Origin of the sequence: Brevibacillus sp. SAFN-007a (genome assembly GCF_051967035.1) — a bacterium.
Taxonomy (GTDB): domain Bacteria; phylum Bacillota; class Bacilli; order Brevibacillales; family Brevibacillaceae; genus Brevibacillus.
Map to the genome: position 1 here is coordinate 117,588 of NZ_JBQCKK010000001.1, position 24,973 is coordinate 142,560.

Annotated in this window: 24 protein-coding genes; 20 read left to right on the forward strand and 4 right to left on the reverse strand. The window is 55.1% G+C overall.

Annotated features, from left to right (window positions below):
• Positions 1–8: 8 nt before the first annotated feature.
• The 3 genes from pheA (at position 9) to ACTHO6_RS00580 (ending at position 3,371) form a co-directional block, all read left to right on the forward strand.
• Entirely contained in the window at positions 9–872 is an 864-nt protein-coding gene (gene pheA, locus ACTHO6_RS00570) for a prephenate dehydratase (protein WP_440238271.1), read from the forward strand.
• 112 nt (positions 873–984) lie between these two features.
• Complete coding sequence (safA, locus tag ACTHO6_RS00575) at positions 985–2,331, forward strand: SafA/ExsA family spore coat assembly protein (protein WP_440238273.1); 1,347 nt, start codon at positions 985–987, stop codon at positions 2,329–2,331.
• Between the two features lie 11 nt (positions 2,332–2,342).
• Positions 2,343–3,371, forward strand: a complete 1,029-nt coding sequence (locus ACTHO6_RS00580) for a phosphotransferase (RefSeq protein ID WP_440238275.1) — start codon at positions 2,343–2,345, stop codon at positions 3,369–3,371.
• 77 nt (positions 3,372–3,448) lie between these two features.
• Here ACTHO6_RS00580 and ACTHO6_RS00585 read toward each other — a convergent pair whose 3' ends face one another.
• Positions 3,449–5,437 carry a bifunctional 2',3'-cyclic-nucleotide 2'-phosphodiesterase/3'-nucleotidase gene (locus ACTHO6_RS00585; RefSeq protein ID WP_440238277.1) on the reverse strand — a complete coding sequence of 663 codons (1,989 nt, stop codon included), beginning with the start codon at positions 5,435–5,437 and terminating at the stop codon, positions 3,449–3,451.
• A gap of 268 nt (positions 5,438–5,705) precedes the next feature.
• On the opposite strand from ACTHO6_RS00585, the gene ACTHO6_RS00590 reads away from it, so the two are divergent.
• The gene (locus ACTHO6_RS00590; protein WP_440238279.1) at positions 5,706–6,275 is read left to right on the forward strand and encodes a BofC C-terminal domain-containing protein; all 570 of its coding nucleotides are present in this window, start codon (positions 5,706–5,708) and stop codon (positions 6,273–6,275) included.
• 76 nt (positions 6,276–6,351) lie between these two features.
• On the opposite strand, the gene ACTHO6_RS00595 is transcribed toward ACTHO6_RS00590, so the two are convergent.
• The gene (locus ACTHO6_RS00595) at positions 6,352–7,437 is read right to left on the reverse strand and encodes a hypothetical protein (RefSeq protein ID WP_440238281.1); all 1,086 of its coding nucleotides are present in this window, start codon (positions 7,435–7,437) and stop codon (positions 6,352–6,354) included.
• Between the two features lie 133 nt (positions 7,438–7,570).
• On the opposite strand from ACTHO6_RS00595, the gene ACTHO6_RS00600 reads away from it, so the two are divergent.
• The 9 genes from ACTHO6_RS00600 to yajC all read left to right on the forward strand — a co-directional run bounded on the left by ACTHO6_RS00600 (position 7,571) and on the right by yajC (position 15,030).
• Positions 7,571–7,762, forward strand: a complete 192-nt coding sequence (locus ACTHO6_RS00600) for a hypothetical protein (RefSeq protein WP_440238283.1) — start codon at positions 7,571–7,573, stop codon at positions 7,760–7,762.
• Positions 7,763–7,889: 127 nt separating this feature from the next.
• On the forward strand, positions 7,890–8,390 hold the full coding sequence (ruvC, locus tag ACTHO6_RS00605; RefSeq protein ID WP_440238285.1) for a crossover junction endodeoxyribonuclease RuvC: 501 nt from the start codon (positions 7,890–7,892) through the stop codon (positions 8,388–8,390).
• Complete coding sequence (gene ruvA, locus ACTHO6_RS00610) at positions 8,387–9,004, forward strand: Holliday junction branch migration protein RuvA (protein WP_440238287.1); 618 nt, start codon at positions 8,387–8,389, stop codon at positions 9,002–9,004. The genes ruvC and ruvA overlap by 4 nt, the downstream gene beginning before the upstream one ends.
• A gap of 4 nt (positions 9,005–9,008) precedes the next feature.
• On the forward strand, positions 9,009–10,007 hold the full coding sequence (ruvB, locus tag ACTHO6_RS00615; RefSeq protein WP_440238289.1) for a Holliday junction branch migration DNA helicase RuvB: 999 nt from the start codon (positions 9,009–9,011) through the stop codon (positions 10,005–10,007).
• The gene (locus ACTHO6_RS00620) at positions 10,004–10,222 is read left to right on the forward strand and encodes a DUF2905 domain-containing protein (protein WP_440238291.1); all 219 of its coding nucleotides are present in this window, start codon (positions 10,004–10,006) and stop codon (positions 10,220–10,222) included. Before ruvB ends, ACTHO6_RS00620 begins: the two co-directional genes overlap by 4 nt.
• A 202-nt stretch (positions 10,223–10,424) precedes the next feature.
• The gene (locus ACTHO6_RS00625; RefSeq protein WP_440238293.1) at positions 10,425–12,362 is read left to right on the forward strand and encodes a SpoIID/LytB domain-containing protein; all 1,938 of its coding nucleotides are present in this window, start codon (positions 10,425–10,427) and stop codon (positions 12,360–12,362) included.
• 43 nt (positions 12,363–12,405) lie between these two features.
• Positions 12,406–13,434 carry a tRNA preQ1(34) S-adenosylmethionine ribosyltransferase-isomerase QueA gene (gene queA / locus ACTHO6_RS00630; protein WP_440238295.1) on the forward strand — a complete coding sequence of 343 codons (1,029 nt, stop codon included), beginning with the start codon at positions 12,406–12,408 and terminating at the stop codon, positions 13,432–13,434.
• Between the two features lie 117 nt (positions 13,435–13,551).
• The gene (gene tgt / locus ACTHO6_RS00635) at positions 13,552–14,682 is read left to right on the forward strand and encodes a tRNA guanosine(34) transglycosylase Tgt (protein ID WP_440238297.1); all 1,131 of its coding nucleotides are present in this window, start codon (positions 13,552–13,554) and stop codon (positions 14,680–14,682) included.
• Between the two features lie 15 nt (positions 14,683–14,697).
• Entirely contained in the window at positions 14,698–15,030 is a 333-nt protein-coding gene (gene yajC / locus ACTHO6_RS00640) for a preprotein translocase subunit YajC (RefSeq protein ID WP_440238299.1), read from the forward strand.
• Between the two features lie 98 nt (positions 15,031–15,128).
• Here yajC and ACTHO6_RS00645 read toward each other — a convergent pair whose 3' ends face one another.
• On the reverse strand, positions 15,129–15,530 hold the full coding sequence (locus ACTHO6_RS00645; protein ID WP_440238301.1) for a TIGR04086 family membrane protein: 402 nt from the start codon (positions 15,528–15,530) through the stop codon (positions 15,129–15,131).
• Positions 15,531–15,663: 133 nt separating this feature from the next.
• On the opposite strand from ACTHO6_RS00645, the gene corA reads away from it, so the two are divergent.
• Together corA and ACTHO6_RS00655 are read left to right on the forward strand one after the other, a co-directional pair.
• Positions 15,664–16,641: a magnesium/cobalt transporter CorA gene (gene corA, locus ACTHO6_RS00650; protein WP_440238303.1), complete on the forward strand. Its 978-nt coding sequence runs from the start codon at positions 15,664–15,666 to the stop codon at positions 16,639–16,641.
• 68 nt (positions 16,642–16,709) lie between these two features.
• Positions 16,710–17,423, forward strand: a complete 714-nt coding sequence (locus ACTHO6_RS00655) for a DUF421 domain-containing protein (protein ID WP_440238305.1) — start codon at positions 16,710–16,712, stop codon at positions 17,421–17,423.
• A gap of 3 nt (positions 17,424–17,426) precedes the next feature.
• Here the strand turns inward: ACTHO6_RS00655 and spoVB are convergent, their stop codons facing one another.
• Positions 17,427–19,013, reverse strand: a complete 1,587-nt coding sequence (gene spoVB / locus ACTHO6_RS00660) for a stage V sporulation protein B (protein ID WP_440238307.1) — start codon at positions 19,011–19,013, stop codon at positions 17,427–17,429.
• A gap of 87 nt (positions 19,014–19,100) precedes the next feature.
• On the opposite strand from spoVB, the gene ACTHO6_RS00665 reads away from it, so the two are divergent.
• The 5 genes from ACTHO6_RS00665 to ACTHO6_RS00685 all read left to right on the forward strand — a co-directional run bounded on the left by ACTHO6_RS00665 (position 19,101) and on the right by ACTHO6_RS00685 (position 24,753).
• Positions 19,101–19,337 carry a post-transcriptional regulator gene (locus ACTHO6_RS00665; RefSeq protein WP_440238309.1) on the forward strand — a complete coding sequence of 79 codons (237 nt, stop codon included), beginning with the start codon at positions 19,101–19,103 and terminating at the stop codon, positions 19,335–19,337.
• A gap of 178 nt (positions 19,338–19,515) precedes the next feature.
• Positions 19,516–20,754: a protein translocase subunit SecD gene (secD, locus tag ACTHO6_RS00670; protein ID WP_440238310.1), complete on the forward strand. Its 1,239-nt coding sequence runs from the start codon at positions 19,516–19,518 to the stop codon at positions 20,752–20,754.
• A complete protein-coding gene (secF, locus tag ACTHO6_RS00675; RefSeq protein ID WP_440238312.1) occupies positions 20,744–21,658 on the forward strand; it encodes a protein translocase subunit SecF in 915 nt (304 codons plus the stop codon). The genes secD and secF overlap by 11 nt, the downstream gene beginning before the upstream one ends.
• Before the next feature lie 215 nt (positions 21,659–21,873).
• A complete protein-coding gene (gene recJ, locus ACTHO6_RS00680) occupies positions 21,874–24,228 on the forward strand; it encodes a single-stranded-DNA-specific exonuclease RecJ (RefSeq protein WP_440238314.1) in 2,355 nt (784 codons plus the stop codon).
• Positions 24,229–24,240: 12 nt separating this feature from the next.
• Positions 24,241–24,753 (forward strand): adenine phosphoribosyltransferase, encoded by a 513-nt coding sequence (locus ACTHO6_RS00685; protein WP_440238316.1) that lies wholly within the window; start codon positions 24,241–24,243, stop codon positions 24,751–24,753.
• The last annotated feature ends 220 nt before the right edge of the window (positions 24,754–24,973 follow it).

Below are 24,973 nucleotides of genomic sequence, written 5' to 3' on the forward strand. Positions count from 1 at the left end.
GAGAACGCATGGAGAAGAAACTCGCTTTTCTCGGACCACGCGGAACGTTCACGGAAGAGGCGGCTCGGGCTTTCGTACAAGACCAGCCGATCTCGCTCGTTCCGTACCCGAGCATTATCGATGTGCTGAACGCCGTTTCCGGCAAGGAAGTGGCATTCGGGGTCGTGCCGATGGAAAATTCCATCGAGGGAACTGTCAATTCCACCCTGGACTGGCTCATTCACGAAGTCGACCTGCCGATTATGGCCGAGCTGGCGCTGCCCATTACGCAAAACCTGCTGGTGGCAAAACGAAACGAGCCATTGCCGCTGTCTGCCATTACGAAGGTCTTGTCGCATCCGCAAGCGATCGCCCAAAGTCACAACTTTTTGCGGGAAAACTTGCCGCACGCCCAGATCGAGTACGTAAACAGCACAGCGCTTGCAGCAAAAACCGTGAGCGAGCATCCCGAAGAACCATGGGCCGCTGTCGGCACCAGGCTGAATGTGGACATTTATCCGCTGGAATTCGCGCGCGAGCAAATTCAAGATTATTCGAATAACTACACCCGCTTTGTGCTCGTCGGTCTTGAGCCGCTTGCGCTGCCGGCGTCTGCGCGCGAAAAGACGACGATTCTCGTCACGCTGCCGGAAGACTTTCCGGGGGCCTTGTACCAGGTGCTGGCGGCGTTTGCCTGGAGAAAGCTGAACCTGTCGCGGATTGAATCCCGCCCGACGAAAAAGGGATTGGGAAGCTACTATTTTGTCATTGATATCGAGCAAAAAATGGACGATGTTCTGCTGCCGGGAGCCTTTGCCGAGATTGAAGCGATCGGCTGTCAGGTGCGCCAGTTGGGAACGTATCCGTTTTACCTGCAAGAAGCCAATTTGTAGAAATTGGCTTCTTGCTTTTTTCTCCCTCGCTCAAGAAAGCAAAGGCGTAAAGGAGCAAAACGCCCATGGGTGCATACCATGGTAGGGAGTTTTCACGCGAGGGAGGAGAAACATGAGGATTCACATCGTACAAAAAGGCGAGAGCATGTGGAAGATCGCCAAAAAATACGGCGTCGATTACAAGGAACTGCTGCGCTTGAACAGCCAGATCAAAACTCCCGACACGATCTATCCAGGAGCGAGAATCAAAATTCCGGCAAAGCGCGTTCCTGTCAGGCCACAGCCACGAACAACGCCTCACCCGATGAGCGAGGCGGCTCCATATGTGAAAGAACGACCGATTACCGAACCAGAGTCGGATGACGTGCCGATGCAGATTGAGCGGCGTCCGATTGAGCGGGAAGAAGAAGAGGAGGTACGGATTGAGTCGGAATCCAAACCACGAGTAAGCTCGGAGATTCCGCATACGCCGCCAGCGAAGGAGAGGCCCCCGGCTTCGCCAGCCCCGTCTGTGTCGCCAGAGACGATCCGGCCAACGCCTACACCTACACCTACACCGAAAACGCTGCCGGAGAGGGTCGTTCCGAAAGCGCCGACTGGACCGAATCTCAACCTGGAACCGCAGAGGCCACCAGTGCCAACGATGCCAGCCCGGCCCACCGTTCCGCCCGTGCAGCCAACGCAGGTAAGCCCGTATATCTACCAGCCTCCCAGCCCGCCGAACATCCCGATGCCGAATCTACCGCTGCTGCCGCCTACACAGATCAGGCCGCTTCAGCCGCAGACACCGCCTGCTATCCAGTGCCCGCCATGCCCGCCTGCTCCGATTCAGCCAAACAGACCGCCAGCCCAGGTGAGGCCGTTTTCGCCGCCGCCACCGCCGCAGATGCGCCCGATGCCGCCGGCACATCCGCAGCAGCACATGAGACCGCTGCCGCCTGCGCCACAGTTTCGGCCATGCCCGCCTGTGCGACCTTGCCCGCCGTGCGCAGCTCCGAGAATGCCTTGGCCGCAGCAGCCGGGAAGGCAGCAGCTCAGCCCGCAGCACGTGGGGCCAGGACCGTGGCCAAGGCCGTTCGCAGGACCGGGACAGCCCATGCCGCCATTTCCGGGGATGATCCCATTCGGAATGGCTCCGATGCGTCCACTGCCACTGTATCCGCAACCGCCGATGCATCCACCGCATCCGCCCATGCCGATGCCATATCCACCGCCTCTGCCAAGACAGCCTCATGCGAAGTTGCCTGCATGCCCAGAACAAGTGGAATCATCGTCATCATGTGAGTGTTCTTCGGCCAGCCCGGTGTACAGAAAGCGCAGACGCGTGAAAAGCAGCCGTGGCCCGCAGCCGTTTCCCAACAACATGATGCTTCCCCCTACCCAGTGCGTCGCCTCCATGCCCGAACAAGGCGCATGGCCAAACTGGGGAGACGGACTCGATGAATCCTCTTCGTACTGAGAGGGACGGCTATGAACAAAGGACTCATACCGGCGATCGAAAAAGCGTTTCGTTGTCAGGTGCATGGGGTTAAGCCGAAGAGGAACGTCAATTTGCTCAAAACAGACCGGGGACACTGGATCCTCAAAGGGTATAAGCAGGTGGAGAAGGCAGTATGGGTCACGGAGTTAGCCGACGCCTTGAGGCAAAAGGGCTTTATTCACACGGTGCACTACGTCTCCGATACGGACGGGGCCAAAATCTTTCCGTTCGAAGATCGTTATTACACGATCATGAAGCTGATCGACGGCGAGGAAGCCGATAACGCGTCCCTCTACGACGTGAAAAAGACAGCGGAGACACTGGCTCGTTTTCATGTCGCGGCGCAAGGCTTTCCCGTCTCTCACTCGTATGCGTACGAAGGCAAGCCGAATTTGCTCGACAAATGGGAGAGCCGCCTGGAATACTTCGAGCGTCTCACTTGGATGATCGAGCAAAACGGCCCGCAAAACAAGCTGGAGCAAATCATCGCTCACGCTGCCGATGAAGTGTTGCGCGACGGTCAGCAGCTATTGCAGTCTGCCTACAAGCTGCCGTTGACGCCGGAAATGTTCGCGGCCATGGAGAGAGGGACGCTTGCGCATCGTGACGTTGCGAGCCACAACTTTTTGCTCACCCAGCGAGGAAGCTGCTATCTCATCGACCTGGATACGGTCGGCCACGACATCCAGCTCGTCGATCTCGTCCAGCTGATGTCGCGTATGCTGCTGATGCAGGACTATCGCATGGAATCGTTTGTGGAAGCCATGGAAGCGTACAGCAATGTCAATTACTTGAGCGACACGCAAATCTGGACGGTTCATCAACTGCTTCGTTACCCCGATAATTTTTTGCGCGAGGTGACAGGATTGTACAGCAGGCGACCAGGCTACCATATGCGCGGGGTCCTGCAGCTTGTGATGCTAGAGGGAAGACTTGCCCAAAACCGGCAAAAATTTTTGAATGACGGGGAGCGCATCTTTCAGCGCTCGCCGTGGGGAGAATATCATTTTGTTGGATAAACGTGCGCTTGCGCGATTACGGAAAAAACATCCCTCTTTCTTTGCAAGAGGGATGTTTTTCATGGGAAACGCCATGCTTACTTGGAAGCTGACTTGGACAGATCGATGGAGAACTTGGCAAAGCCGGATTCCAGTTGGCCGATGAATTTCAGGTTGGACAATTTTTCTGCGAACGGCTTCGCGTCAGGCGAAGAAGTGAAGGTTACGTTGACTTTTTCTTTGATAGGCGCAAACGTCCAGTTGTTGTCTGCTGCCGGATTGATGTCTTTTTGGCTCAGAATGTAGTCGATCACTACTTGGCGGTTTTCATCCGGAGAATCGATGACGATGTTCTTGCCGTCCAGACCGGGGAAGTTGCCTCCGCCGCCTGCGCGGTAGTTGTTGGTGACGACGATGAACTTGTCTTCCGGTTGGACTGGCTTGCCGTTGTAGGACAGGTTTTTGATGCGGTTCGCGTCTTTGTTTTCCAGCTTGCCATCAACCGCGTATCGGGATGGCTGTGTCACGTCGATCTGGTAGGTTACGCCATCGATCACGTCATAGTTGTAAGTAGGGAACGCTTCGTTTATGAGCGGCTGTTCTTCCGTTTTCTTCACATCAATCTGGTTGAATTGGCCTGCGGAGCGCTCCAGCCATTCTTTCAGTTGGGAACCGTCGATCAGGACAGCCTTCAAGGTATTGGGATAGATGTACAGGTCCGATACGTTTTTGATGGCGATTGTGCCCGCCGGGATGTTGGTGTAGTAGGTTGCGCCGTTGCGGCCACCTGCCTTGAACGGAGCCCCTGCGGACAGAACCGGAATGCCGTCGTATTCCGTGCCTTTGATGTTTTTCTCGACGAACCATTTTTGTGCATTCGTGACGATCTGGATGGACGGGTCATCCTGCACCAGGGCGAAGTAGCTGAAGATCGGGGAAGATGTTTTCCCTACGGCGGAGCGCACCCACTCCACTGTGTGATCGTGGTCTTCTTTTACCGCATCGAGAACGGCCTGGTCTGCATCGGCCAGGGAAGTCTTGTTCGTTTTGTCGTAAATCGGAATCGTTTTGGTAACCGAATCAGCGACCTTCCATTTGCCGTTTTCCTGTTTCAGCGTCAGGTCGATCACGCCGAGGTTGTTGCCCCAGTAGCCAGGCATGACAGCCGGTTTGCCGTTGATGGTGCCTTTTTCGCCGTCAACGCCGGGGATGTTTTGGAAGTCGGGTCCGGGGAACACGAGGTGGGAGTGACCGAACAGAATCGCGTCAATGCCCTCTACTTTGCTCAGCTGGTAGCTCGCGTTTTCCAGGTTGGCTGCCGGTTCTACCGGGCCGATGCCGGAGTGGGGAACCGCGACGATGATGTCGGCGCCTTTTTGCTTCATCACAGGGATGAACGTTTTCGCGCTTTCCACGATGTCTTTCGCGATCACCTTGCCTTCCAGGTTGGCTTTGTCCCACTGCATGATTTGCGGAGGAACGAAGCCGATGACGCCGACCTTCAAGGTTACTTCTTTTCCGCTTTCGTCCTTGAACGTGCGCTCAAGGATTTGATAGGGAGTGAACAAGTTTTTGTCGTTGGCCGGATTGTTGTCCTTGTCGTCGATGTAGACGTTGGCGTTGATATAAGGGAATTTCGCACCCTTCAGGCTGCGATCGAGATGCTCCAGACCGAAGTTGAACTCGTGGTTCCCGATGTTGCCGACATCGTAGCTCAACAGGTTCAGCGCCTTGTACACGGGGTGGGTTTCGCCGTCTTGCAGCGGATCGATTTTGGCCACGTAGTCGCCCAGCGGGTTTCCTTGCAGCAGATCGCCGTTGTCGATGAGGATGCTGTTTTTGGCTTCTTCCCGCGCTTTTTTAATCAGCGTAGCGGTTTTGGCGAAGCCAAACTCATCTGTGGATTTGTCTTGATAATAGTCGTAGTTGACGATGTTGGTATGAAGATCGGTTGTCTCAAGCAGGCGAAGCTTCAGGGTGGAGCCGGTTTCGGCGTTGGCAGGGGTGACGGGGAAAGCGAGAGCGCTGACAACGAACGTGGTGCTGAGGAGAAAAGCGGCCAGCGATGGTTTGTTTGCTTTTTGCATGTTTGGATTGCCCTCCATAAATTCGCAATAAATTCGCAATAAATGCCAAGCAAAAATAGTTTATCACTAGAATCTAGCAATTGGTAGAGAATTGCAGGGAAAGATGATGAAATTTTCCCCATTGACAAAAAAGAGAGAAGGTTGGCTCGATTTGTCGTTTGCCCTCGATCCATTTCTCGCCAATTACGAATCCTTGAGAGATTCGCGTATGTGCCCCTTCGAATATGGCAAAACTAGGAAAAAAGGCATAAGAAGGGGTTCATCAACCATGCGGGAAAAATGGATGGTGTACGCATCGTGGAGCGCAGCGCTGCTCACAGGTGTCGTCGTGGGCATCCTGCTGACAGGCAGCGGAGGCAAGGTGAACGGGCTGATCGGACTGCTGCATGCAGACGTCGGCAAGACGGCAGCCGTGGCAGGAAAGCCGTATGAAATGGTGCTTGCGCGCAGCTATCTGTGCGGCGTCCGGGATGAAGAGCGTCAGCCGATCGCGGCCGGGCATTTGCCGGAAGTGATCGGGGATTATAAAGGCTGGGAGATCGTGGCAGCCGGTCCGAGCCAAATGATTCTGATGAAACGGGAGCAGGACATTTCTCCTGCATGCAAGGCGAACGGCCATTTTGGCTTGTCGGCGGACGGCATGCTGACCTTGTTTCACGGGGTGCCCGCGGAGCAGGACGTCATCCAGACCTTTTACCGGATCAATACGGCGAAAATGGAAGCGAGCCTGCCCAAAGAAGAGCTGGAGAGCTTGAAGCGGGGCATCCGCATTCGCAATCTCGCAGAGTACAACAGCGTGCTGTCGACGTACGGAGAGTTTCAATTGGACAGCGAATAAAAACCAGAGCAAAAAGCCGGCGCTCCCGCAGGAGGATGGTCGGCTTTTTGCTGTGCTGCTCGCGGCTCGTTACGTGCTACAAGTCAAGCGCGGTAATCCGCCACCTGTCCCACGGCGTGGAACGGCGCAGCACAAATGTCCACTCTTCCTTTTTTTCGTGGTGGTCCGGCGTGAAATAGGTCAGATGGACATGGACTTCCGAGAGCAACGGCCCCCGTTCGTCAGCGGGAATGACGATCTCGGTCTTGCGGACGGATTCGACATCCGCCAGCCGGGCAGGCAGCGTGAAGCCGTCTGTCGTCATGTGCAACACATGGCTGTCCTGTTCATGCAGGGCGGTGAGGAAATAGCCGACCAGTTCCTCGGCAGAAGCGCCCATGATCGTCGTCGCCAGAGAGCCGGACGCTTTCTGGATCATCAGACTGTGGCTGGGATCGGGTTCCTTGCGTTTATGGGTCGAGCTTCCGAAAAAGTGGATGCAAAAATGGCCGGGAAAGTCATTGCCCGCAATCGCCCCTGCCCCGTGCGGCATGCCGTGCATGGAAGCGGCAAAAGAAACACCGTTGACCTCGACCCGAATCGCCCTGCGCTTCCAACTCCATTTGCCTTGGTACACGTTTTTCATTGTCTGCGTATCCGTGCGCGTCAGCGGCTGCACATCGGCATGCCTGCTGCCTGCGCGGCGCTGGACGAGGAACCGCTCGCCTGTCTCCAGGTCGATGACGGTGGCGTAGGCCATGCGTCCGAAGGTGTGTTTGACTTGCTCCCACGGTGTCGCGTTGGCATAATGCACCCGCTCCACCTGGGCGACCAGTTCCTCGATGCGCCGCTGCACATCGGTCGGCAACAGATATTGCAGCGGCTTGTTGCTCTCGAACAAATGCCCGTCGTGGTCGTACACAAACGAGTGTTTGTTGACGGTCAGGGTGGCGCGAACCCAGTGAGGATTCACGAAGGCCGCCACCTTTTTCGCGGCAAACAGCCGCTTGACGAACGAATGCGGGGCGGGAAAGCGGAGCGTAGAGTGAAAAGGCGAGGCTGGCGAGACCGAGACAGACACCGTAATCGGCTCTTTGCCCTTCGCTTCGGCGGGATGCGTCAGGCTCAGGCAGAAGACGGCGAGAAGAGTGACGAGCAAGAAAGCGGCTGGTAAGCGTCGCACCGGATCAGGCACCTCCACCTGATATGGTTTCTCGACACAGATGCGGCCATGAGCTGTAAATCTTGGCATCATAAGGCCAGATGCGGGGCGCCATACTGTATGCATACGGCGATCGAAGGAGGAATCTTTGCAGATGTCTACCATGCCCAGAGGTAGCTACAAAGACCAGTTCCACCAGCGTTTGTACGTTCAGCTGAACCAAGGACACAACAAGCTCAATTACCGACAACTCAACAGGATCCAAGAGCAGATGCAGAGCGGCGTAGATGAATACGCGCACATGCAGCATGATGTGTCGGACTCGCTTGGAATGAACAAACACTAAAAACGACGCCGTATGACGACCCGTTCCTTTTTCGAGGAGCGGGTTTTTGCATGGAAATACACGTTCGCTTTTTGGCCGCTTTGTGATACAGTAGGGAATAGAAACTTTGCACACCGGAGAGTGGACCATGCGCATAATAGGAATCGACCCTGGCATAGCGATCGTTGGCTTTGGGGTTGTGGATAAACAGGGCAGCCAGTTGCGCCCCGTCCAGTACGGAAGCATTCAGACAGAGGCAGGCTTGCCCGTCCCGCTTCGCTTGAAGCAGATTTTCGAAGCGATGCAAAGCCTCCTGGAAACGTACCGACCGGATGAAATGGCAGTCGAAAAGCTGTTTTTCAATAAAAACGTGACAACGGCCTTCACGGTGGGGCAGGCGCGCGGCGTCATTCTGCTTGCGGCGGAACTGGCCGGGGTGCCCGTGTACGAATATACGCCGATGCAAGTCAAGCAGGCGGTGACCGGCTACGGCGGGGCAGAGAAAAAGCAAATCCAGGAAATGACCAGGCTGCTCCTGCGGCTGAAAGAAACGCCGAAGCCGGACGACGTGGCGGATGCATTGGGCATCGCGATTACGCACGCACAGTTTCGGGCGTTCATCTCCATCTCGGAAGGAGCTCAAACATGATTGATTTTATAGAAGGGACACTCTGTTACCTCGATTCGGAATACATAGTAGTAGAAGCCGGAGGGATCGGGTATCGCCTGTTTTGTCCCAATCCGTACCAGTTTGTCCGCTACGAGGGCAGCAAAACCAAGCTGTACACGCACCACCACGTCCGCGAAGACGCGATCTTGCTCTACGGCTTTGCCACCCGCGACGAGCGCGACCTGTTTCGCAAGCTGCTCGATGTGAACGGCATCGGGCCAAAGGGCGGCCTGGCGATTCTCGCGGCGGCAACTCCCGAGCAGTTGGTCATGGCGGTGCAACAGGAAAACGTGACCTATTTGACGAAATTCCCTGGAATCGGCAAAAAGACCGCGCAACGCATCATTCTCGATCTCAAGGACAAATTGGTCGGATACACGCCCGCGGCGATTTTGACTGTCGCGGCGGGCGATCTGACGGCAGGCGGGCAGGCGGTTTCCGCGCTGAACGAGGCGCTCGACGCTTTGACGGCACTCGGGTACTCGGACGGCGAGCTGCAAAAAATCCGAAGCGCACTGGCGGAAAAAGCAAAAGAGGGCGAGCGTGTGGAAACACTCATCAAACAGGGGCTTGCCCTTCTCATGAGGGGGTAGGATTTTGGATCAGCGCATTATTACGACGCAGATGAACTGGGAAGAAGATGCGGCGGAGCTGAGCCTCCGTCCTCGCTATTTGAATGAGTACATCGGGCAGCAGCATGTCAAGGAAAACTTGAAAATTTTCATCGAAGCGGCGAAAATGCGTAAGGAGTCGTTGGACCACGTCCTGCTGTACGGACCGCCAGGCCTGGGGAAGACGACGCTGTCGCAAATTATCGCCAACGAGCTTGGGGTCAACATCCGCACGACATCCGGGCCTGCCATCGAGCGGCCCGGCGATCTGGCGGCGATTTTGACCAATCTCCAGGAAGGCGATGTGCTGTTTATCGACGAGATCCACAGGCTGAACCGGAGCGTGGAGGAAGTGCTCTATCCGGCCATGGAGGACTTTGCGCTCGATATTATCATCGGCAAAGGGCCGAGTGCCCGCAGTGTGCGTCTCGATTTGCCGCCGTTTACGCTTGTGGGCGCGACGACGCGGGCAGGGATGCTCTCCGCACCGCTGCGCGATCGCTTCGGGGTGGTGAACCGCCTGGAGTTTTACACCGTTCCCGAGCTGACCTTCATCGTCTCGCGGGCAGCGGATATTCTTCAAGTGGTGATTCGCGAAGACGGCGCCGAAGAAATCGCCAGACGCTCACGGGGGACGCCGCGTGTGGCCAATCGCCTGTTGAAGCGGGTGCGTGATTTCGCCCAGGTAAAAGGAGAGGGCGTCATCACTGCGGAGATTGCCAGGGAGGCGCTGGAACGCCTGCAAGTAGACGCCTGCGGTCTGGATCATATCGACCATAAACTGCTTCTCGCCATCATCGACCGCTTTGACGGCGGTCCGGTCGGTCTCGATACGATTGCGGCCACGATTGGCGAGGAAGCGCAGACGGTGGAAGACGTGTGCGAGCCGTACCTGATGCAGATTGGCTTTATGCAGCGGACGCCGCGGGGACGTGTGCTGACCCCGAGCGCGTACCAGCACTTTGGGCGGGAGATGAAATCATGAATCCAATAGCCAAGCTTCTCATTATCGGCGGAGCCGTGCTGATCGTCATCGGCCTGCTGTGGCAGGTGGGCGGCCGCTTTTTGCCGTTGGGACGCCTGCCTGGGGATATTGTGGTGGAAAAGGAAAACGTCAAATTTTACTTTCCCATCGTAACGTGTATCGTCATCAGCATCGTGCTGTCTCTCGGGATGTATTTGTTCCGGCTTTTCAAATGAAGCCGAGCGTTTTAGGCACATCTAAGTATTTGTCTGCCATCGGGGCTGGATTTCCCGGTGGTTTTTTTGTTTGCGCGGCCGGGGGCCCATTTTGCGGACAAGGGCAGGAAAATCGCCGGTGATTGTCGAAAAGGATGGGAGTACATGCCAATTTTCGACGAAAGACGAAACAGATCAGGAGAAAGGAAGGACGTTGGACGACATGAACAAGAAGTGGATGGGGAAAGTCCTTTCGGTGAGCCTGATGACAGTTGCTCTCCTGGGGGGACCGGCGCCGGCCGAGGCGGCTTCTGACCAGATCCGGGTCGCGCTCTTCGTGGATACGGGAAAAGGATACAGGGGAGTGGTTCCTTCCGTTACGCTGACAGCGGAGAAAGGAATGGAAGTGACGTTGGCAGGACCGGGAGGCAAGGCAGAGCTGCCGGAATTAAACGGAGAAGCTGCCCGTTACCGGGTGGATGAATATCATCTGATCGTGGCGCAGACGCCAAACTGGAATGACGCGCAGCAAATCGCCCAGCTGTTGAGCCAGCGAAAATACGAAGGCTCGATTCAGGTGGCGAAACGGAGCGGACAGACCGTTTACCAGGTTGTCAGCGGTACATACGATACGTATCAGGCGGCAGCGAATCAGGCGGCTGTCGTGGCTCAGGCGACGGGGCAAAAGCCGATCGTCCAGGGACCGCTCCGGCTGGAAGCGGGACAATTCAAAAGCTTGAGCGAAGCCCGCAAATGGCAGGAGGCGTTTACGCAAAAAGGAATACCGGCATACCCCGTGCTTTTGGCCGACGGCGAAAAAGTCAAATACGCCGTCTGGATCGGCGACGAGGTCAGCCAGGAAGCGCTCTTCGCATTGGCGCGCAAAGCGAGCAGCGCTTTTTCAAATTTTGCCTACAAGGCGCCTGCCAGCCAGGCGTACGTCGTATTGAAGCAGGATGTGTACGGTTCGCCAGACGAGCCGATCTGGAAGTACGTATTTTCTCCGCAAGCCAAGCTGACGGTCGAGGCGAAAAAGGCAGAGCCGGAAGCGTTGGTCGGCGTCGTCGAGCGTGATCAGCGGAAGTACCGCGGCGAGATCGAGCTGTCGGAATACAACGGTCACCTGACGGTTGTGAATGAACTGCCGCTGGAGAAGTATCTGTACGGGGTCGTCGGTTCGGAAATGGCTCCCGGCTGGCCGCTGGAAGCACTGAAGACGCAGGCGGTTCTGTCGAGAACGAGAGCGCTGTGGCAAGGAAACAAATACGGGATCGCCAATGTCTCGGATACGGTGACAGAGCAAGCGTATTACGGCTATGGAAAAGAGTCGGAGGATGTGCGCAAGGCGGTGGATGCAACCGCAGGGGAAGTCATCTACTACCAAGGCAAGCTCGTCGAGTCGCTGTTCTACTCGAATGCAGGCGGGATGACAGCCGATGGCACCGAAGTATGGGGAAATCCCGTTCCGTATTTGCGGCCTGTCGAGAGCGACGACACGTATCCGCTGGAGACGGCGAACCTGTGGTATCGGGTACAGCTTGCGGATGGAACGATCGGATATGTGCGAAGCGACCTGGTGCGGCTGACAGGCACTGATGCCAATGGCGCGAGAATGGCCGTCATTACGACGGAAAACACGAATTTGCGTACGGGTCCAAGTACCACGACCCACAAGGTGCTGTCTACCCTGCCGAGCGGCGCCGAGGTGACGATTATCGCCGAGGAGGCAGAAGAAAACGCCTATGCGTGGACACGCGGCCCGTTTACCTCCGCTGAACTGACGGCCTTGCTCAATGCGAACCAGGACAAAAACAAGGCACCGCGCATTCCGGGAAACGTCACCAGCCTGAAAGTGACGAAGCGAGGACCGTCCGGGCGTGTGATGGCGATGGAGGCGAACGGGGTACAGATTGCCGTTTCTTCTCCGGATGCCTTCCGCTCGCTGTTCCAGCAAGGGGGCAGCCCGCTTCGCAGCACGAAGTTTGATGTCGAACTGATTCAGGGCGGCAAGCAGGGAGAGCCGCAGTTCCTGTTCCGCGGCTTCGGTTTTGGGCATGGCCTCGGGGTATCGCAATACGGCGCGCGTGCAATGGCAGAGAGCGGGTATGACTACAAGCAGATTTTGCAACACTATTACCAGGATGTGACAATTGGCAAGTAAGGCTTTTGCCACATGAACTGGCATAAAAGGAGTTACGATTTTTGTGGACGTGCAACAATTTGATTTTGAACTGCCGGAGCATCTGATTGCCCAGCATCCTTTGGAAGACCGGACCTCTTCGCGTCTGCTCGTCTTGGACAAAGAGACCGGAGCCATTTCCCACCGGCGCTTTACCGACCTGATCGACCATTTGCAGCCGGGAGACGTGTTGGTCATGAATGACAGCCGCGTGCTGCCAGCGAGATTGATCGGGGAAAAGGCCGAGACGGGGGCGAAAATCGAGGTTCTCTTGCTGAAATCGCTCGGGGATGATCGCTGGGAGACGCTGGTGAAGCCAGGCAAGCGGATGAAGCCGGGAACGGAAGTCGTCTTTGGCAACGGACTTTTGCGCTGCGTATGCGAAGAAGTCACAGAGACAGGCGGGCGGATCGTACGCTTTTTGTACGAGGGCATTTTTTACGAGATTCTCGATCAATTGGGGTCCATGCCGCTGCCTCCTTACATTCATGAGCAGCTCGAAGACAGCGAGCGGTACCAGACGGTGTATGCGCGCGAGCGGGGTTCGGCCGCTGCGCCGACAGCCGGGCTGCACTTCACCAAGCCTTACTTGGAGCAGATCGCCGCAAAAGGCGTACAGCTCGCGTACGTGACGCTGCATGTCGGACTGGGAACGTTTCGGCCTGTAACGGCTGACACGGTCGAGGAGCATGTCATGCATGCCGAGTATTACGAGATTCCGGAAAAAACCGCCGAGCTGGTGAACCAGGCCAAGGCGGAGGGGAGAAGGGTCATCGCGGTGGGAACGACCTCGTGCCGGACGCTGGAGACGGTCGGGCGCGCAAACGGCGGCAAGCTGATCGCGACGTCGGGCTGGACGGACATCTTTATTTACCCGGGATATACGTTCTCCATTCTCGACGGGCTGCTGACGAATTTTCATTTGCCAAAGTCGACGCTCGTCATGCTGGTCAGCGCGCTTGCCGGCAAGGAGCATGTCATGCGCGCGTACAAGGAGGCTGTGCGGGAGGAGTACCGCTTCTTCAGCTTTGGGGATGCCATGCTGATCGTCTAAAAAAATGACACATTTGACCGCATAAGTGTATACTTATAAGGCGGGTGGGTTTACTTCACTCTCAAGTTTTCTTATAATAGGAAAGACTTACATACATAGCTTGAGGAGTGCGACGATTTGGCTGTACGCTACGAATTAATCAAAACATGCAAGCAAACAGGCGCCCGTCTCGGAAAGCTGCACACTCCCCATGGGACGATTGACACTCCTGTCTTCATGCCGGTCGGCACGCAGGCGACGGTCAAGACGATGAGTCCCGAGGAGCTGAAAGCGATCGGAGCGGGCATTATCCTCAGCAACACCTACCATCTGTTCTTGCGTCCGGGGCATGAAATTGTCCGCGAAGCAGGCGGGCTGCACGGTTTCATGAACTGGGATCGCGCCATTTTGACAGACTCCGGCGGATTTCAGGTATTCAGCCTGAGCAATCTCCGCAAGATTACAGAGGAAGGGGTTTCCTTCCGCTCACATCTGAACGGGGAAAAGCTGTTTATCGGCCCGGAGGAGGCCACCCAGATTCAAAACGCGCTCGGAGCCGATATTTTCATGGCGTTTGACGAGTGCGCTCCCTATCCTGCGGAGTACGATTACGTGAAACAATCGATGGAGCGCACGACCCGATGGGCGGAGCGTTGCCTGAAGGCGCATGCGCGTCCCAACGAGCAGGCGCTGTTTGGCATCGTACAAGGCGGGATGTTCAACGATCTGCGCGAGCAAAGCGCCAAAGATCTCATCTCCCTGGATTTTCCGGGATATGCGATTGGCGGGCTGAGCGTGGGGGAACCGTTTTCCTTGATGTACGAAGTGCTGGAGCATACCGTTCCGTTGCTTCCGGCAGGCAAGCCCCGCTACTTGATGGGCGTAGGCTCGCCCGACGCTCTCATCGAAGGCGCGATTCGCGGCATCGACATGTTTGACTGCGTCTTGCCGACGAGGATCGCTCGCAACGGGACATGCATGACGAGCCAGGGACGACTGGTCATCCGCAATGCCAAGTACGCGCGCGACTTTACTCCGCTCGACCCGAATTGCGACTGCTACACCTGCAAGAACTACACCCGTGCGTACATCCGCCATCTGATTAAGGCGGAGGAGACCTTTGGCATCCGTTTGACCACCTACCACAATCTGCATTTCCTCGTGAAGCTGATGGAGCAGGTGCGCCAGGCGATTGCCGATGACCGCTTGCAAGATTTCCGGGACCAGTTTTTCGCTCAGTATGGATTGAGTGAAGATAGATCTTTTTAATCGAGGGGGATTTTTATGGACGGCTTGACTCAGTTTTTACCGATTATCATCATGTTTGCGATTTTCTACTTCTTGCTGATTCGTCCGCAACAGAAGAAAGCCAAACAGCGCAACGCCATGCTCGCCGCTCTGAAAAAGGGCGACAAGATCGTCACCATTGGCGGCATGCACGGTACGATTCAAGATTTGAACGACGACACGGTGACACTGCGCATCGCGCATAACGTCAACGTGACGTTTGATCGCGGCGCTATCAACAGCGTGGTTTCCAGCAGCAACGAGCCGACCAAAAACGAACCGGCCAAAGCGGAGGCAAAAGGGGAAGCAGAAAAGGAAGAATCCAAATAAAACGCAAAAAAAGCAGGCGGGGTGCAGTTCACTCCCGTCTGCTTTTTTATGCGTTGATGCGGCAAAAGGCATCAGGACCGTTTGGCCCGCGACACGTCTTACCGTTTCGGCTTGAAGCCTTTGGGCTTGTGACTGGAGTTGGCCGAATTGACCCCGAGAATGCCTCCCAGTGCGGCCATGCCAAACGCGCCGAGCAAAAAGAGGAACGCCCCCCATTGCAGCGGGGCATCAAAGCCGAGAAAGCCGATCAGAAGGATCAGGAGAAAGTAGGAGACTCCGGTTAACCCACCGTAGTACCAGCCTTTGCCGCCACAGCGCTTTCCGCTGACGAATCCGCCCACGAGAAGAGCGATCGCGTTGATGATGTACGTAAAATAAGGCAGAGAGCCTTCGCGCATGTCGGTAAAGCTAAGAAGCAAGGTAGCGAGCAATGCCCCAAACAAGACGAGACCTGTCGTGTACAAAAGACCTGTCAGTACAGAGGTGGACGCACTCCGCACAGTATTTACCCCCTCGCTGAGCAACTGTTTGTACCATCTATATGAGACGCTTGGCCCCTGTATTCATCTTCGCGTTGAACATTGGGAGGAATTTTCGTATGATGGATGGGGAACGAGACGGGGGTGAGGAAAGTTGATTAAAACGTACTTTTATAACCATTCCGAGCAGAAGATGTTTCACGACGTTGATCTGGCTACGAAGGATCAATGGCTGAAATCTCCCGAGGATTTGCTCTGGATTGATCTGTATGATGTGGGGAACAATGAGTTGCCCTATATTGCCAAGATCTTCGACTTTCACCCGCTGGCCATCGAGGACTGCCTGCACGTCAGTCCGCGTGCCAAGGTAGACAAGTACGACGATTATTATTTCTTCGTTTTTCACGCCCTGCGCTACAATGAAGAAAGCGACGACGAGATTACCACGGTGGAACTGAACGTTTTTCTCGGCCCCAACTACATCGTTACGATCCACAAATCTCCGATGAACACCATCGGACGGATCGCGGCCATGTGTCACCGCAACAATTCCTATCTGAATCGAGGTCCGGACTACTTGCTCTATGCGATTGTCGACGGGATTACCGATGAGTATTTCCCGATTATCGACCGGATCAGCGTGCGGATTGACGAACTGGAGGACGAGATTTACGAACACCAGATGGAGGAAATTACGGAAGAGTTCCTGGCGCTGAAACGGACGATTATTTTGATCCGGCGTGTCATCATGCCGCAAAAACGAATTTTCGCCAATGTGAATGGCCGCTTCTCTTTCGATATTTCCGAGGAAAACGTTCCGTTCTACAGCGACTTGACTGACCATTTGGAGCGCATAGCGGATTCAACCGAGACGTTCCGCGATCTGGTGAACGGTGCGCTCGATACGTATTACACGATCATCAGCGCCAAGACGACGGAAACGATGCGCGTCCTCACGATTATTTCCACCATCATCCTGCCGCTTACGTTTATCACCGGACTTTTCGGGATGAATACGTTCGCCTGGCTAGGGGAAGAGGCAGAGCCTTACATGCTCATCACTGCGCTTGTCATCATGCTGGCGATGACCTTCATCATGCTGCACATTTTCCGCAAGCGAAAGTGGTTGTAATTGGAGCTAATAGTTGCAAGCCCCTTGCCGAACACTATCGGTAAATGTTCGATAGGGGGCAACGGGAAGTGGACGATATTTCAACCGTATTGTTGCGCACCCTTTTCTCGTACTTTTTCCTCCTGATCCTGCTCCGCATCATGGGCAAGCGAGAACTGGGAAAGCTGTCCGTTTTTGATGTCGTGATCTCCATTATGCTGGCGGAAATGGCGGTACTTGCTATTGAGGACGTGGAAATGCCCGGGCTTCGGTTTTATTTGCCGATGCTTTTGATTGCTTTGCTGGAAATCGGGATGTCGTACCTTTCGCTCAAAAGCAAAAAATTTCGCGATGTCGTGGACGGCTCGGCCGATATGATTATCGAAAACGGGGAAATCCGCGAGCAAGCGATGCGCCGAAATCGGCTGAATATGGATGACCTGCTGGTTCACCTGCGGCAAAAAAACGTCAAAAACATCGCGGACGTGGAGTTTGCGCTGATCGAGCCGACAGGGCAAATGAGTGTCTTTTTGAAGCAGGAAAAAGAACAGCTCACGCGTGAAGATGTGGGACTGCCTGACGAAAAGCCGGTAAGTCCTGCTTCTTATAAAGGTCTGCCCATTCCGTTGATTCTCGACGGCAAGGTCAGGCAGGAAGCTTTGCAAAAGATCGGGCAAAATCAGCTTTGGCTGAAGCGGGAAATCCGCAAGTACGGGATCAAGGATTTTCGCGAGGTGTCTTTTTGCAGCATTGATGAGCACGGCATCATCTATCTCGACAAAAAAGACAAGCCGCTACACTAGGTGTCAGCGGCGCGGGAAGAACATGGCGAGCTGTTCGCCGATCCAGGGGATGCGGCGGACGTCCTGTTTGCCGAGGACGCGCATCGCCACGAGAAGTACCAGATAGACCAAGGCGCTAATGCTGGTGCTGGCGAGAAGCAGCTTGCCTGTTGAGGAATGCAGGAACAAGTGATTCGCCATGTAGGAGCCAAGGTACCCCATGGCCAGCATGGCGATCCCTATTTTTCCGAATTCCCATACGTCAATCGTAAAGCCGATTTTTTTGACGAGACTGGCAAAGTGGAGCAGCGTTCCCAATGTGATACCGATGTTGGCGGCAATCACAGCGCCATGGATGCCAAAAGCCGGCTGCGCGGTAAACACGAACATCGCCCCTGTCTTGATGATGGCGCTAAGCAGCGTATTGCGAAAGACGACCTGGGCGTAGTCGAGACCTTGCAAGGCAGCTGCCAGAGGCGCCTGGAAAAACAGAAAGACGGAAAAGGGAGCAAGCTCCTTCAGCAGGGCTCCGACTTCGCGATACTCGCTGCCGTAGAGCAGCACGCACAACGGCTCGGCAAAAATAGTAAGCAGGACGGTACAGGGTGCTCCGATTACGAGTGTGATGCGCATCGCTTGGTAGATGCGTCGATGCACGAGAGGAGCATTTTTTTGATAGGCGGCTTCGGCGACGGCAGGAACGAGCGAAACGGACAAGGAATAGGTTAAAAATGTGGGAAAGAGCAGCAGCGGGACGGCCATTCCGGCAAACTGTCCGTACAATCCGGTTGCGGCTGCCGTCGTGTACCCGGCGATGACGAGCGCGAGCGGCACGAGCATCGGCTCCAGGACGTAGGCGATCGAACCGATGATCCGGCTCAGCGTGACGGGCAGCGCGACGTGGATCAACTGCGCGAGGCTGGCTTTGCTGGCGGAAACCGCTTTTCGAAATGGCGTTTCCAAAAGCTGTGCAGCAGCTTTTTTGCTTCCTTTTCGGTATTGCCAGACAATGTAGAGGAGTCCGGCTGCTTCCCCGAAAATGATGCTGGCAACCGCCCCCGCCGTGGCGTACTCGATTCCTGCAGATAAAAACGACATGGTCATGACGACGACCAGCGCCATGCGGGCTACCTGCTCCAGCAGCTGCGAGACGGCTGTGGGGATCATGTTTTGTTTGCCCTGGAAATACCCGCGCAACACGAGCGAAATACTGGAGATCGGGATGACAGGGACAGCGGCGAGCATGACGATATGGGCGCGAGGGTCGGCGAACAGCGCCCCTGCAATCCAGTGGGAAAACAACAGGAGCAGCGTGCAGACGAACAGGCTGATGCCGCCGGCCACCGACAAGGCCAACAGCAGATAGCGGCGGGTCAGCCGGGGGTTGTTCGCCGCTTCCGTCTCTGCTACCTGTTTGGCGATGGCGACAGGCAGACCGAATGTCGTCACCGTAATCAGGAAGTACAACAGGGGCACGACCATTTGATACAGCCCCATTCCTTCCGCTCCGATGATGCGCGAAAGCACGATCCTGTGCGCAAAGCCGAACACTTTGGTGATGCCGCCAGCAACGATGAGGATAACCGTTCCGTAAAAGAATGACTGTTTCATGGAAGGCTCCTTTGCAAGGAAAAATTCACTCAGTAAAGAATATGGACGTGCCGCTGTCGGCATGACTACTTTGAGGGGGAAACAGGGATGGATCAAGCGCAAAAACAGGAATGGTACGGGCGAGTAGCAAGTCTTTGCCAGAGCAAGGCCGAGGAATTTGCCTTGCTGGGCTATGAAAATGTGGTGGCTACAGACGTCTGGGAATGTGTGACGAGCGGGTACAAGGAATTTCCCCCGATGCACCGCCTCGTCAACGATATCCTGTCGCTCAAGCCGAACAAGTACATGAACTATCTCATGATTCAGATGTATAAAAATTCGTAGTGAAACTTCTTGTCTCGACATTCGTATAAGAAACATGCTCATTGTAGATAAGGAGTTGGTTCCCATGGTTCAATTTTCCAGCATGAATTGACACGTTTTTTCATCCTTCGCTATAATGGGCATATTGGTTTCTCGCCTTGGCGCGGGACCCTGTTTATGAAAGAGGGGTATCACAACGATGATAAAATGGGGAAGATTTCTCCTGTTCCTGGTTGTTGTCGGGCTTTTGGCGACGCTTGTGTCCACGACGACCAAACAGGTGGCAGGAAACATCACTCTCGGCCTGGATCTGCAGGGCGGGTTTGAGATTTTGTACGAGGTGGAGCCTCTTGAGGAAGGCCACAAGGTTGATATCGAGCTGTTGAAATCAACGGCACACATGATTGAGAAACGGATTAACATCGGCGGCGTGGCAGAGCCGGTGATCTCTACCGAGCTGCCAAACCGGATTCGCGTGCAAATCGCTTCGCAATCCGCGGACCAGGACAAGCTGCGCGAGCTGATCGGCAAGCCGGCTGTGCTGACCTTCCGCGACGAGTCGGGCAAGATCATCCTGCAAGGAAGCGACCTGGCGCCAAACGGGGCAGCCGTCGGTTACGATGATTTGAAACGCCCGCTGGTAACGGTGAAATTTACCGATGCCAAAAAACTGGAAGACGTGACGCGTGCCAACTTGCATAAGCGTATGGCCATTTACCTGGATGAAACGCTTCAAACCAATCCGACCATTCAGTCAGTCATTACGGGCGGAAGCGCACAGATAACGGGTGACTACACCCAGGAGTCGGCACAGGAACTGGCTGACCTGCTCAATTCCGGTGCCATGCCAGCCAAGCTGATTGAGAAACAGGTGACATCGGTAGGAGCTTCCCTTGGTGCTCTCGCCCTGGAGAAAACGCTCTATGCCGGTTACATCGGGGCTGGCCTGATCTTCGTGTTCATGCTGCTCGTCTACCGCATGCCAGGGATGATCGCCAATATTACACTGGCTGGGTTTACGTATTTTTGTATGGTCGTACTCGACTGGATGGATGCTACCCTGACGCTGCCCGGGATCGCCGGATTCATTTTGGCAGTAGGGATGGCGGTCGATGCGAACATCATTACGTATGAGCGTATCCAAGAAGAAATTCGCTCGGGCAAAACGATTTTGTCGGCTTTCCGTTCCGGTGAGCGGCGTTCTTTGATTACCATTATCGACGCGCACGTGACGACGTTGATTGCGACCGGCGTTCTGTTCTATTTCGGGACAAGCTCCGTGCAAGGGTTTGCCGTCGTACTGGCAATGACAATCATCGTGAGTATCATTACCAACGTGTTTGGGTCTCGCTTCCTCCTCTGGCTGGTGGTCCGTTCCAACATGTTTAAAAAGCCGTTCTGGTTCGGAGTAAAGGAGAGTGAGATCGGTGAGCTTTGATCGTGAACACACTGTTATTCGATTCGACATCGTAAAGAATCGCCGGAAGTTTTTCATGTTCTCTTCCGTGATTATTATCATCGGTTTTTTGTTTATGCTGTTTCAGGGGCTGCACCTTGGCGTTGACTTCAAGGCGGGGACCCGTCTGGACATCTACGTAGGAAAAGAGTTCAATCCCGCTGATGTCGAAGCGGTGTTGAAGCAGGAGATTCCGAACGTAGCGTTTACCAAGGTGACGCCGTACGGAACGTATCAGGCGTTTACCCGCTTCGATCAAACGATCTCCTCCGATACGCTGATGAAAGTAGAAGAGGCGTTGAAGAAAAAGTTTGGCGATCAGGTGACGAAGCAAGTATCGTCCGTTGACCCGAGTATCGCGCAGGAAATGGTGAAAAAGGCAGCGATCGCGGTCGGGATTGCTTCGCTTGGGATCGTTGTCTACATCGCCATCCGCTTCCAGTTGCTGTTCGGGATTGCCTGCGTCGTCGGGCTTTTGCATGACGTCATCATTCCGATCGCGCTGTTCTCCGTGTTCGATCTGGAGGTAGACATTACCTTCATCGCCGCGCTGTTGACGATTCTCGGTTACTCGATCAACGATAAAATCGTTATTTTTGACCGGATTCGGGAGAACCTGCGCACCATGAAGTCCAAGACCATTCCGGATTTGGAGCATCTGGTGAACGTTTCGCTCTGGCAAACGATGCGCCGTTCCGTCTACACCGTAGCGACCGTGTTCTTTACCGCGCTTGCCATCGCGGTGCTCGGCAGCGAGAGCATTCGCAACTTCTCGCTGGCGCTCTTGTTCGGTCTGGTGAGTGGTACCTACTCTTCGATTTTTATTGCTGCTCAAGTTTGGGTAAACTTGAAGGAGCGGAATATGAGAAAGAAAAAAGAAGCGTAAGCGCATGGGCTTGTACGCGAAAAAACTTTCGCAACGTAGACCGCAGGGATGGTTTCCTGCGGTTTTCTGCTTAACGAGAAGTCCGCGACGTTTTTTGTCCATGTCCCCCTCGGGTGATCCGCTCTCGCCACAAAAGCCGTAAAAACGCCATGTTTTATGCAGTTGTCAGTCTCCCGCTCCATCCTCTATAATGAATGAGGATTGGAGGAGAGCCTATGCTGAAAGCGAAAACACGCTGGAAACTGGCCACCTACGATGAACAGATTGCGGCCCGGATCGCTGAGGAGTGCCAGCTGACTCCGCTCGTGTCCAAGCTGCTGGTGATTCGCGGCATCGACACAGCGCAGAAGGCCCGTGATTTTTTGCAAGCTGGCCCGGAATTGTTTCATGACCCTTTTTTGCTGGATGGAATGGAACAGAGCGTGCATCGCATTCAACAAGCCATAGAGAGGCAAGAGCCGATCTGCATTTACGGAGACTATGACGCGGACGGGGTCAGTTCGACATCGTTAATGGTACATCTGCTGCGCCAACTGGGCGCTGTTTTTGACTACTACATTCCCAACCGTTTTACGGAAGGGTATGGGTTACATAAAGACGCCTTGGCGCATCTGCATAAAAGCGGTTACAAACTGATTATTACCGTCGACACGGGAATCAGCGCAGTAGAGCAGGTAGCGTATGCCACACACTTGGGCCTTGACGTCATTGTAACCGACCACCACGAACCTCCGGCTGTCATCCCGGAGGCATTTGCTGTGATCAACCCGAAAAAGCCGGGCTGTACGTACCCGTTTGACATGCTTGCGGGCGTCGGAGTGGCTTTCAAGCTGGGGCATGCTTTGCTGAAGGAGCCTCCCTTGCATTTGGCTGACCTGGCTGCACTGGGGACGATCGCCGATCTCGTGCCGTTGGTGGATGAGAACCGCATTCTCGCCAGCGTGGGCCTGAAGCGACTGAATCAGACGCGCAATATCGGCTTGCAGGCACTCATCCGCGTGTGCGGGCTGTCGGACAGCGAACTGTCGGCAGGGCACGTCGGATTTGCTCTCGGACCGCGCCTGAATGCGAGCGGACGGCTGGAGACGGCAGAGTCCGCCGTCAAGCTGCTGACGACCGAGGATCAGGCCGAGGCGGAGCAGTGTGCGCAGATTTTGGACGATTTGAATCGCGAGCGCCAGGAGCTGGTGGCCGCGATGACGGAAGAAGCTGTACAGATGGTGAGAGAGCTGTACCCACCGGAGGAAAACAACGTCCTCGTGCTGGCCAAGGAAGGCTGGAACGTCGGCGTCGTGGGAATTGTGGCGTCTCGGCTGGTCGAGCTGTTTTACCGTCCGACAATCGTGCTCGGCATCGACCCGGAAAAAGGGATCGCCAAAGGCTCGGCGAGGAGCATTGTCGGCTTTGACATGTACGAGGGACTGACGGCATGCAAGGAGTGGCTCCCGCATTTTGGCGGACACACCATGGCGGCAGGAATGACCTTGCCTGTGGAAAACCTCGACTTGCTGCGCAACAAGCTGAACGCATTGGCGGGCGAGTGGCTGTCGGCAGAAGACTTTATCCCGCTGACCAAGGTCGATGTGGCGATGAGCTTGGAGGAGATCAGCCTGGAGGCAGCGGAGCAGCTGGAACGGCTCGCTCCGTACGGGATGGGCAACCCGACGCCGCTCGTCTTGCTGGAGGAAGTGGAAACCCAGGGAATGCGCACGATCGGACGCGATGACAACCATTTGAAATGCACGCTCGTCCGGTCAGGCCAGGCGCTGGATGCCATCGGCTTCAACTGGGCGCACGTGACGAAAAAAGTGACCCCCAAAGCGCGCCTTCAGGTGTTGGGAGAGCTGTCGGTCAATGAATGGAATGGCAACCGCAAGCCGCAGCTGACGATCCGCGATCTGTCGGTCAATCACCAGCAGGTTTTTGATTGGCGGGGAAGTCGTGATAAAGTAGAGAAATGGCAGCAGCTTGCGGCTGAGTCTGAAACGATGACGATTGTGTTTCGCAGGGAAAACTATGAGCAGCTGGCGCAAAAGGCGGCGGAAGCGCAACTGTCGTCCCTGCTTTTGCTCGGGTCATCCGTAAAGCCTGAACACGAGGGAGCGAAGCAAACGCTCGTCCTCTACGATTTGCCCAAGCGCCGTGCCGATTTGCAGGCGATCGGCGCCATGCTCCGGCAGGCGGAGCGAATTTACTGCCTGTTTGGCGACCCGGATTTGGGGATGGAGCGGCTTTCCTGTCCGGGCCGGGAGCACTTCAAGCAGCTGTACCAGATTTTTGTGCAGGTGCCAGCTGTGAAACGCATTCATCTGGATGCGCTGGCTCGCAAACTGCAATGGAAACGAAGCTTGCTGGACGGAATGCTTGCCATTTTTGTCGAACTGGAGCTTTTACGCGAGGATGCGGAACAGTACCGATTGCAGCAGACCGGGGAAAAAAGGCCGCTGGAAAGCTCGATTATTTACGCAGAGTGGAAAGAAGAGGCGCAGCTTGCGACAGACTTGTTGCTTTCTTCTTCGGAATCATTGATTCAAACGTTTCAACAGTTGGTGGCACCCGTCACCGTATAGGAGGAATTTTTCATGGATTACAAACAATACATTCGCGTCATTCCGGACTTCCCGCAACCGGGAATTCGCTTCAAGGATATTACGACTCTCCTGAAGGACGGCTCCGCTTATCGCGCTGCCATTCAGGATTTGGCTGCCTTCGCCCGCGAAGTGCAGGCGGATGTTATCGCAGGTCCGGAAGCGCGCGGATTTGTTGTGGGGGCTCCGCTGTCTTACGAGTTGGGAATCGGCTTTGTGCCGATCCGCAAATCCGGCAAGCTGCCTTACGAGTCGATCAAGGCCGACTACGATCTGGAGTACGGCAAGGACGCGCTCGCGGTACACGTGGACGCGATTACGCCTGGGCAACGCGTTCTGATTGCAGACGACCTCTTGGCAACCGGGGGAACGATTGAAACCACGATCAACCTGATTGAACAACTGGGAGGAAAAGTGGTCGGCGCTGCTTTCTTCATCGAACTGTCGTACCTGGAAGGGCGCAAAAAAATCGGAGAAGTTCCGATCAAATCCTTGGTGCAATATTAAGGAAGCAGATTTTGTCCATGCTTTCTTTGTGCAACGAAAAACGGGCCGCGCGCCCGTTTTTTTCTTTTGGTGCGTCCTGTTCATACTTTACGGGGGAAACAGCTTTACAATACGAACGACATAAAAGATAATAGTATGAAATAGACAAGTGGGATTCCTTCAGCCTGTTTCTTCGATAGCAACGACAACCTGTTCAGGCTTTTTTTATACGCAACGGAGC

Coding starts and splice junctions, on each gene's coding strand:
- safA (WP_440238273.1), top strand. CDS start 985: ATGAGGATTCACATCGTACAAAAAGGCGAGAGCATGTGGAAGATCGCC.
- ACTHO6_RS00585 (WP_440238277.1), bottom strand. CDS start 5,437: ATGCAAAAAGCAAACAAACCATCGCTGGCCGCTTTTCTCCTCAGCACC.
- ACTHO6_RS00625 (WP_440238293.1), top strand. CDS start 10,425: ATGAACAAGAAGTGGATGGGGAAAGTCCTTTCGGTGAGCCTGATGACA.
- ACTHO6_RS00600 (WP_440238283.1), top strand. CDS start 7,571: ATGTCTACCATGCCCAGAGGTAGCTACAAAGACCAGTTCCACCAGCGT.
- spoVB (WP_440238307.1), bottom strand. CDS start 19,013: ATGAAACAGTCATTCTTTTACGGAACGGTTATCCTCATCGTTGCTGGC.
- ACTHO6_RS00580 (WP_440238275.1), top strand. CDS start 2,343: ATGAACAAAGGACTCATACCGGCGATCGAAAAAGCGTTTCGTTGTCAG.
- ACTHO6_RS00620 (WP_440238291.1), top strand. CDS start 10,004: ATGAATCCAATAGCCAAGCTTCTCATTATCGGCGGAGCCGTGCTGATC.
- yajC (WP_440238299.1), top strand. CDS start 14,698: ATGGACGGCTTGACTCAGTTTTTACCGATTATCATCATGTTTGCGATT.
- pheA (WP_440238271.1), top strand. CDS start 9: ATGGAGAAGAAACTCGCTTTTCTCGGACCACGCGGAACGTTCACGGAA.
- ruvA (WP_440238287.1), top strand. CDS start 8,387: ATGATTGATTTTATAGAAGGGACACTCTGTTACCTCGATTCGGAATAC.
- ACTHO6_RS00685 (WP_440238316.1), top strand. CDS start 24,241: ATGGATTACAAACAATACATTCGCGTCATTCCGGACTTCCCGCAACCG.
- ACTHO6_RS00590 (WP_440238279.1), top strand. CDS start 5,706: ATGCGGGAAAAATGGATGGTGTACGCATCGTGGAGCGCAGCGCTGCTC.
- ACTHO6_RS00665 (WP_440238309.1), top strand. CDS start 19,101: ATGGATCAAGCGCAAAAACAGGAATGGTACGGGCGAGTAGCAAGTCTT.
- recJ (WP_440238314.1), top strand. CDS start 21,874: ATGCTGAAAGCGAAAACACGCTGGAAACTGGCCACCTACGATGAACAG.
- secD (WP_440238310.1), top strand. CDS start 19,516: ATGATAAAATGGGGAAGATTTCTCCTGTTCCTGGTTGTTGTCGGGCTT.
- ruvC (WP_440238285.1), top strand. CDS start 7,890: ATGCGCATAATAGGAATCGACCCTGGCATAGCGATCGTTGGCTTTGGG.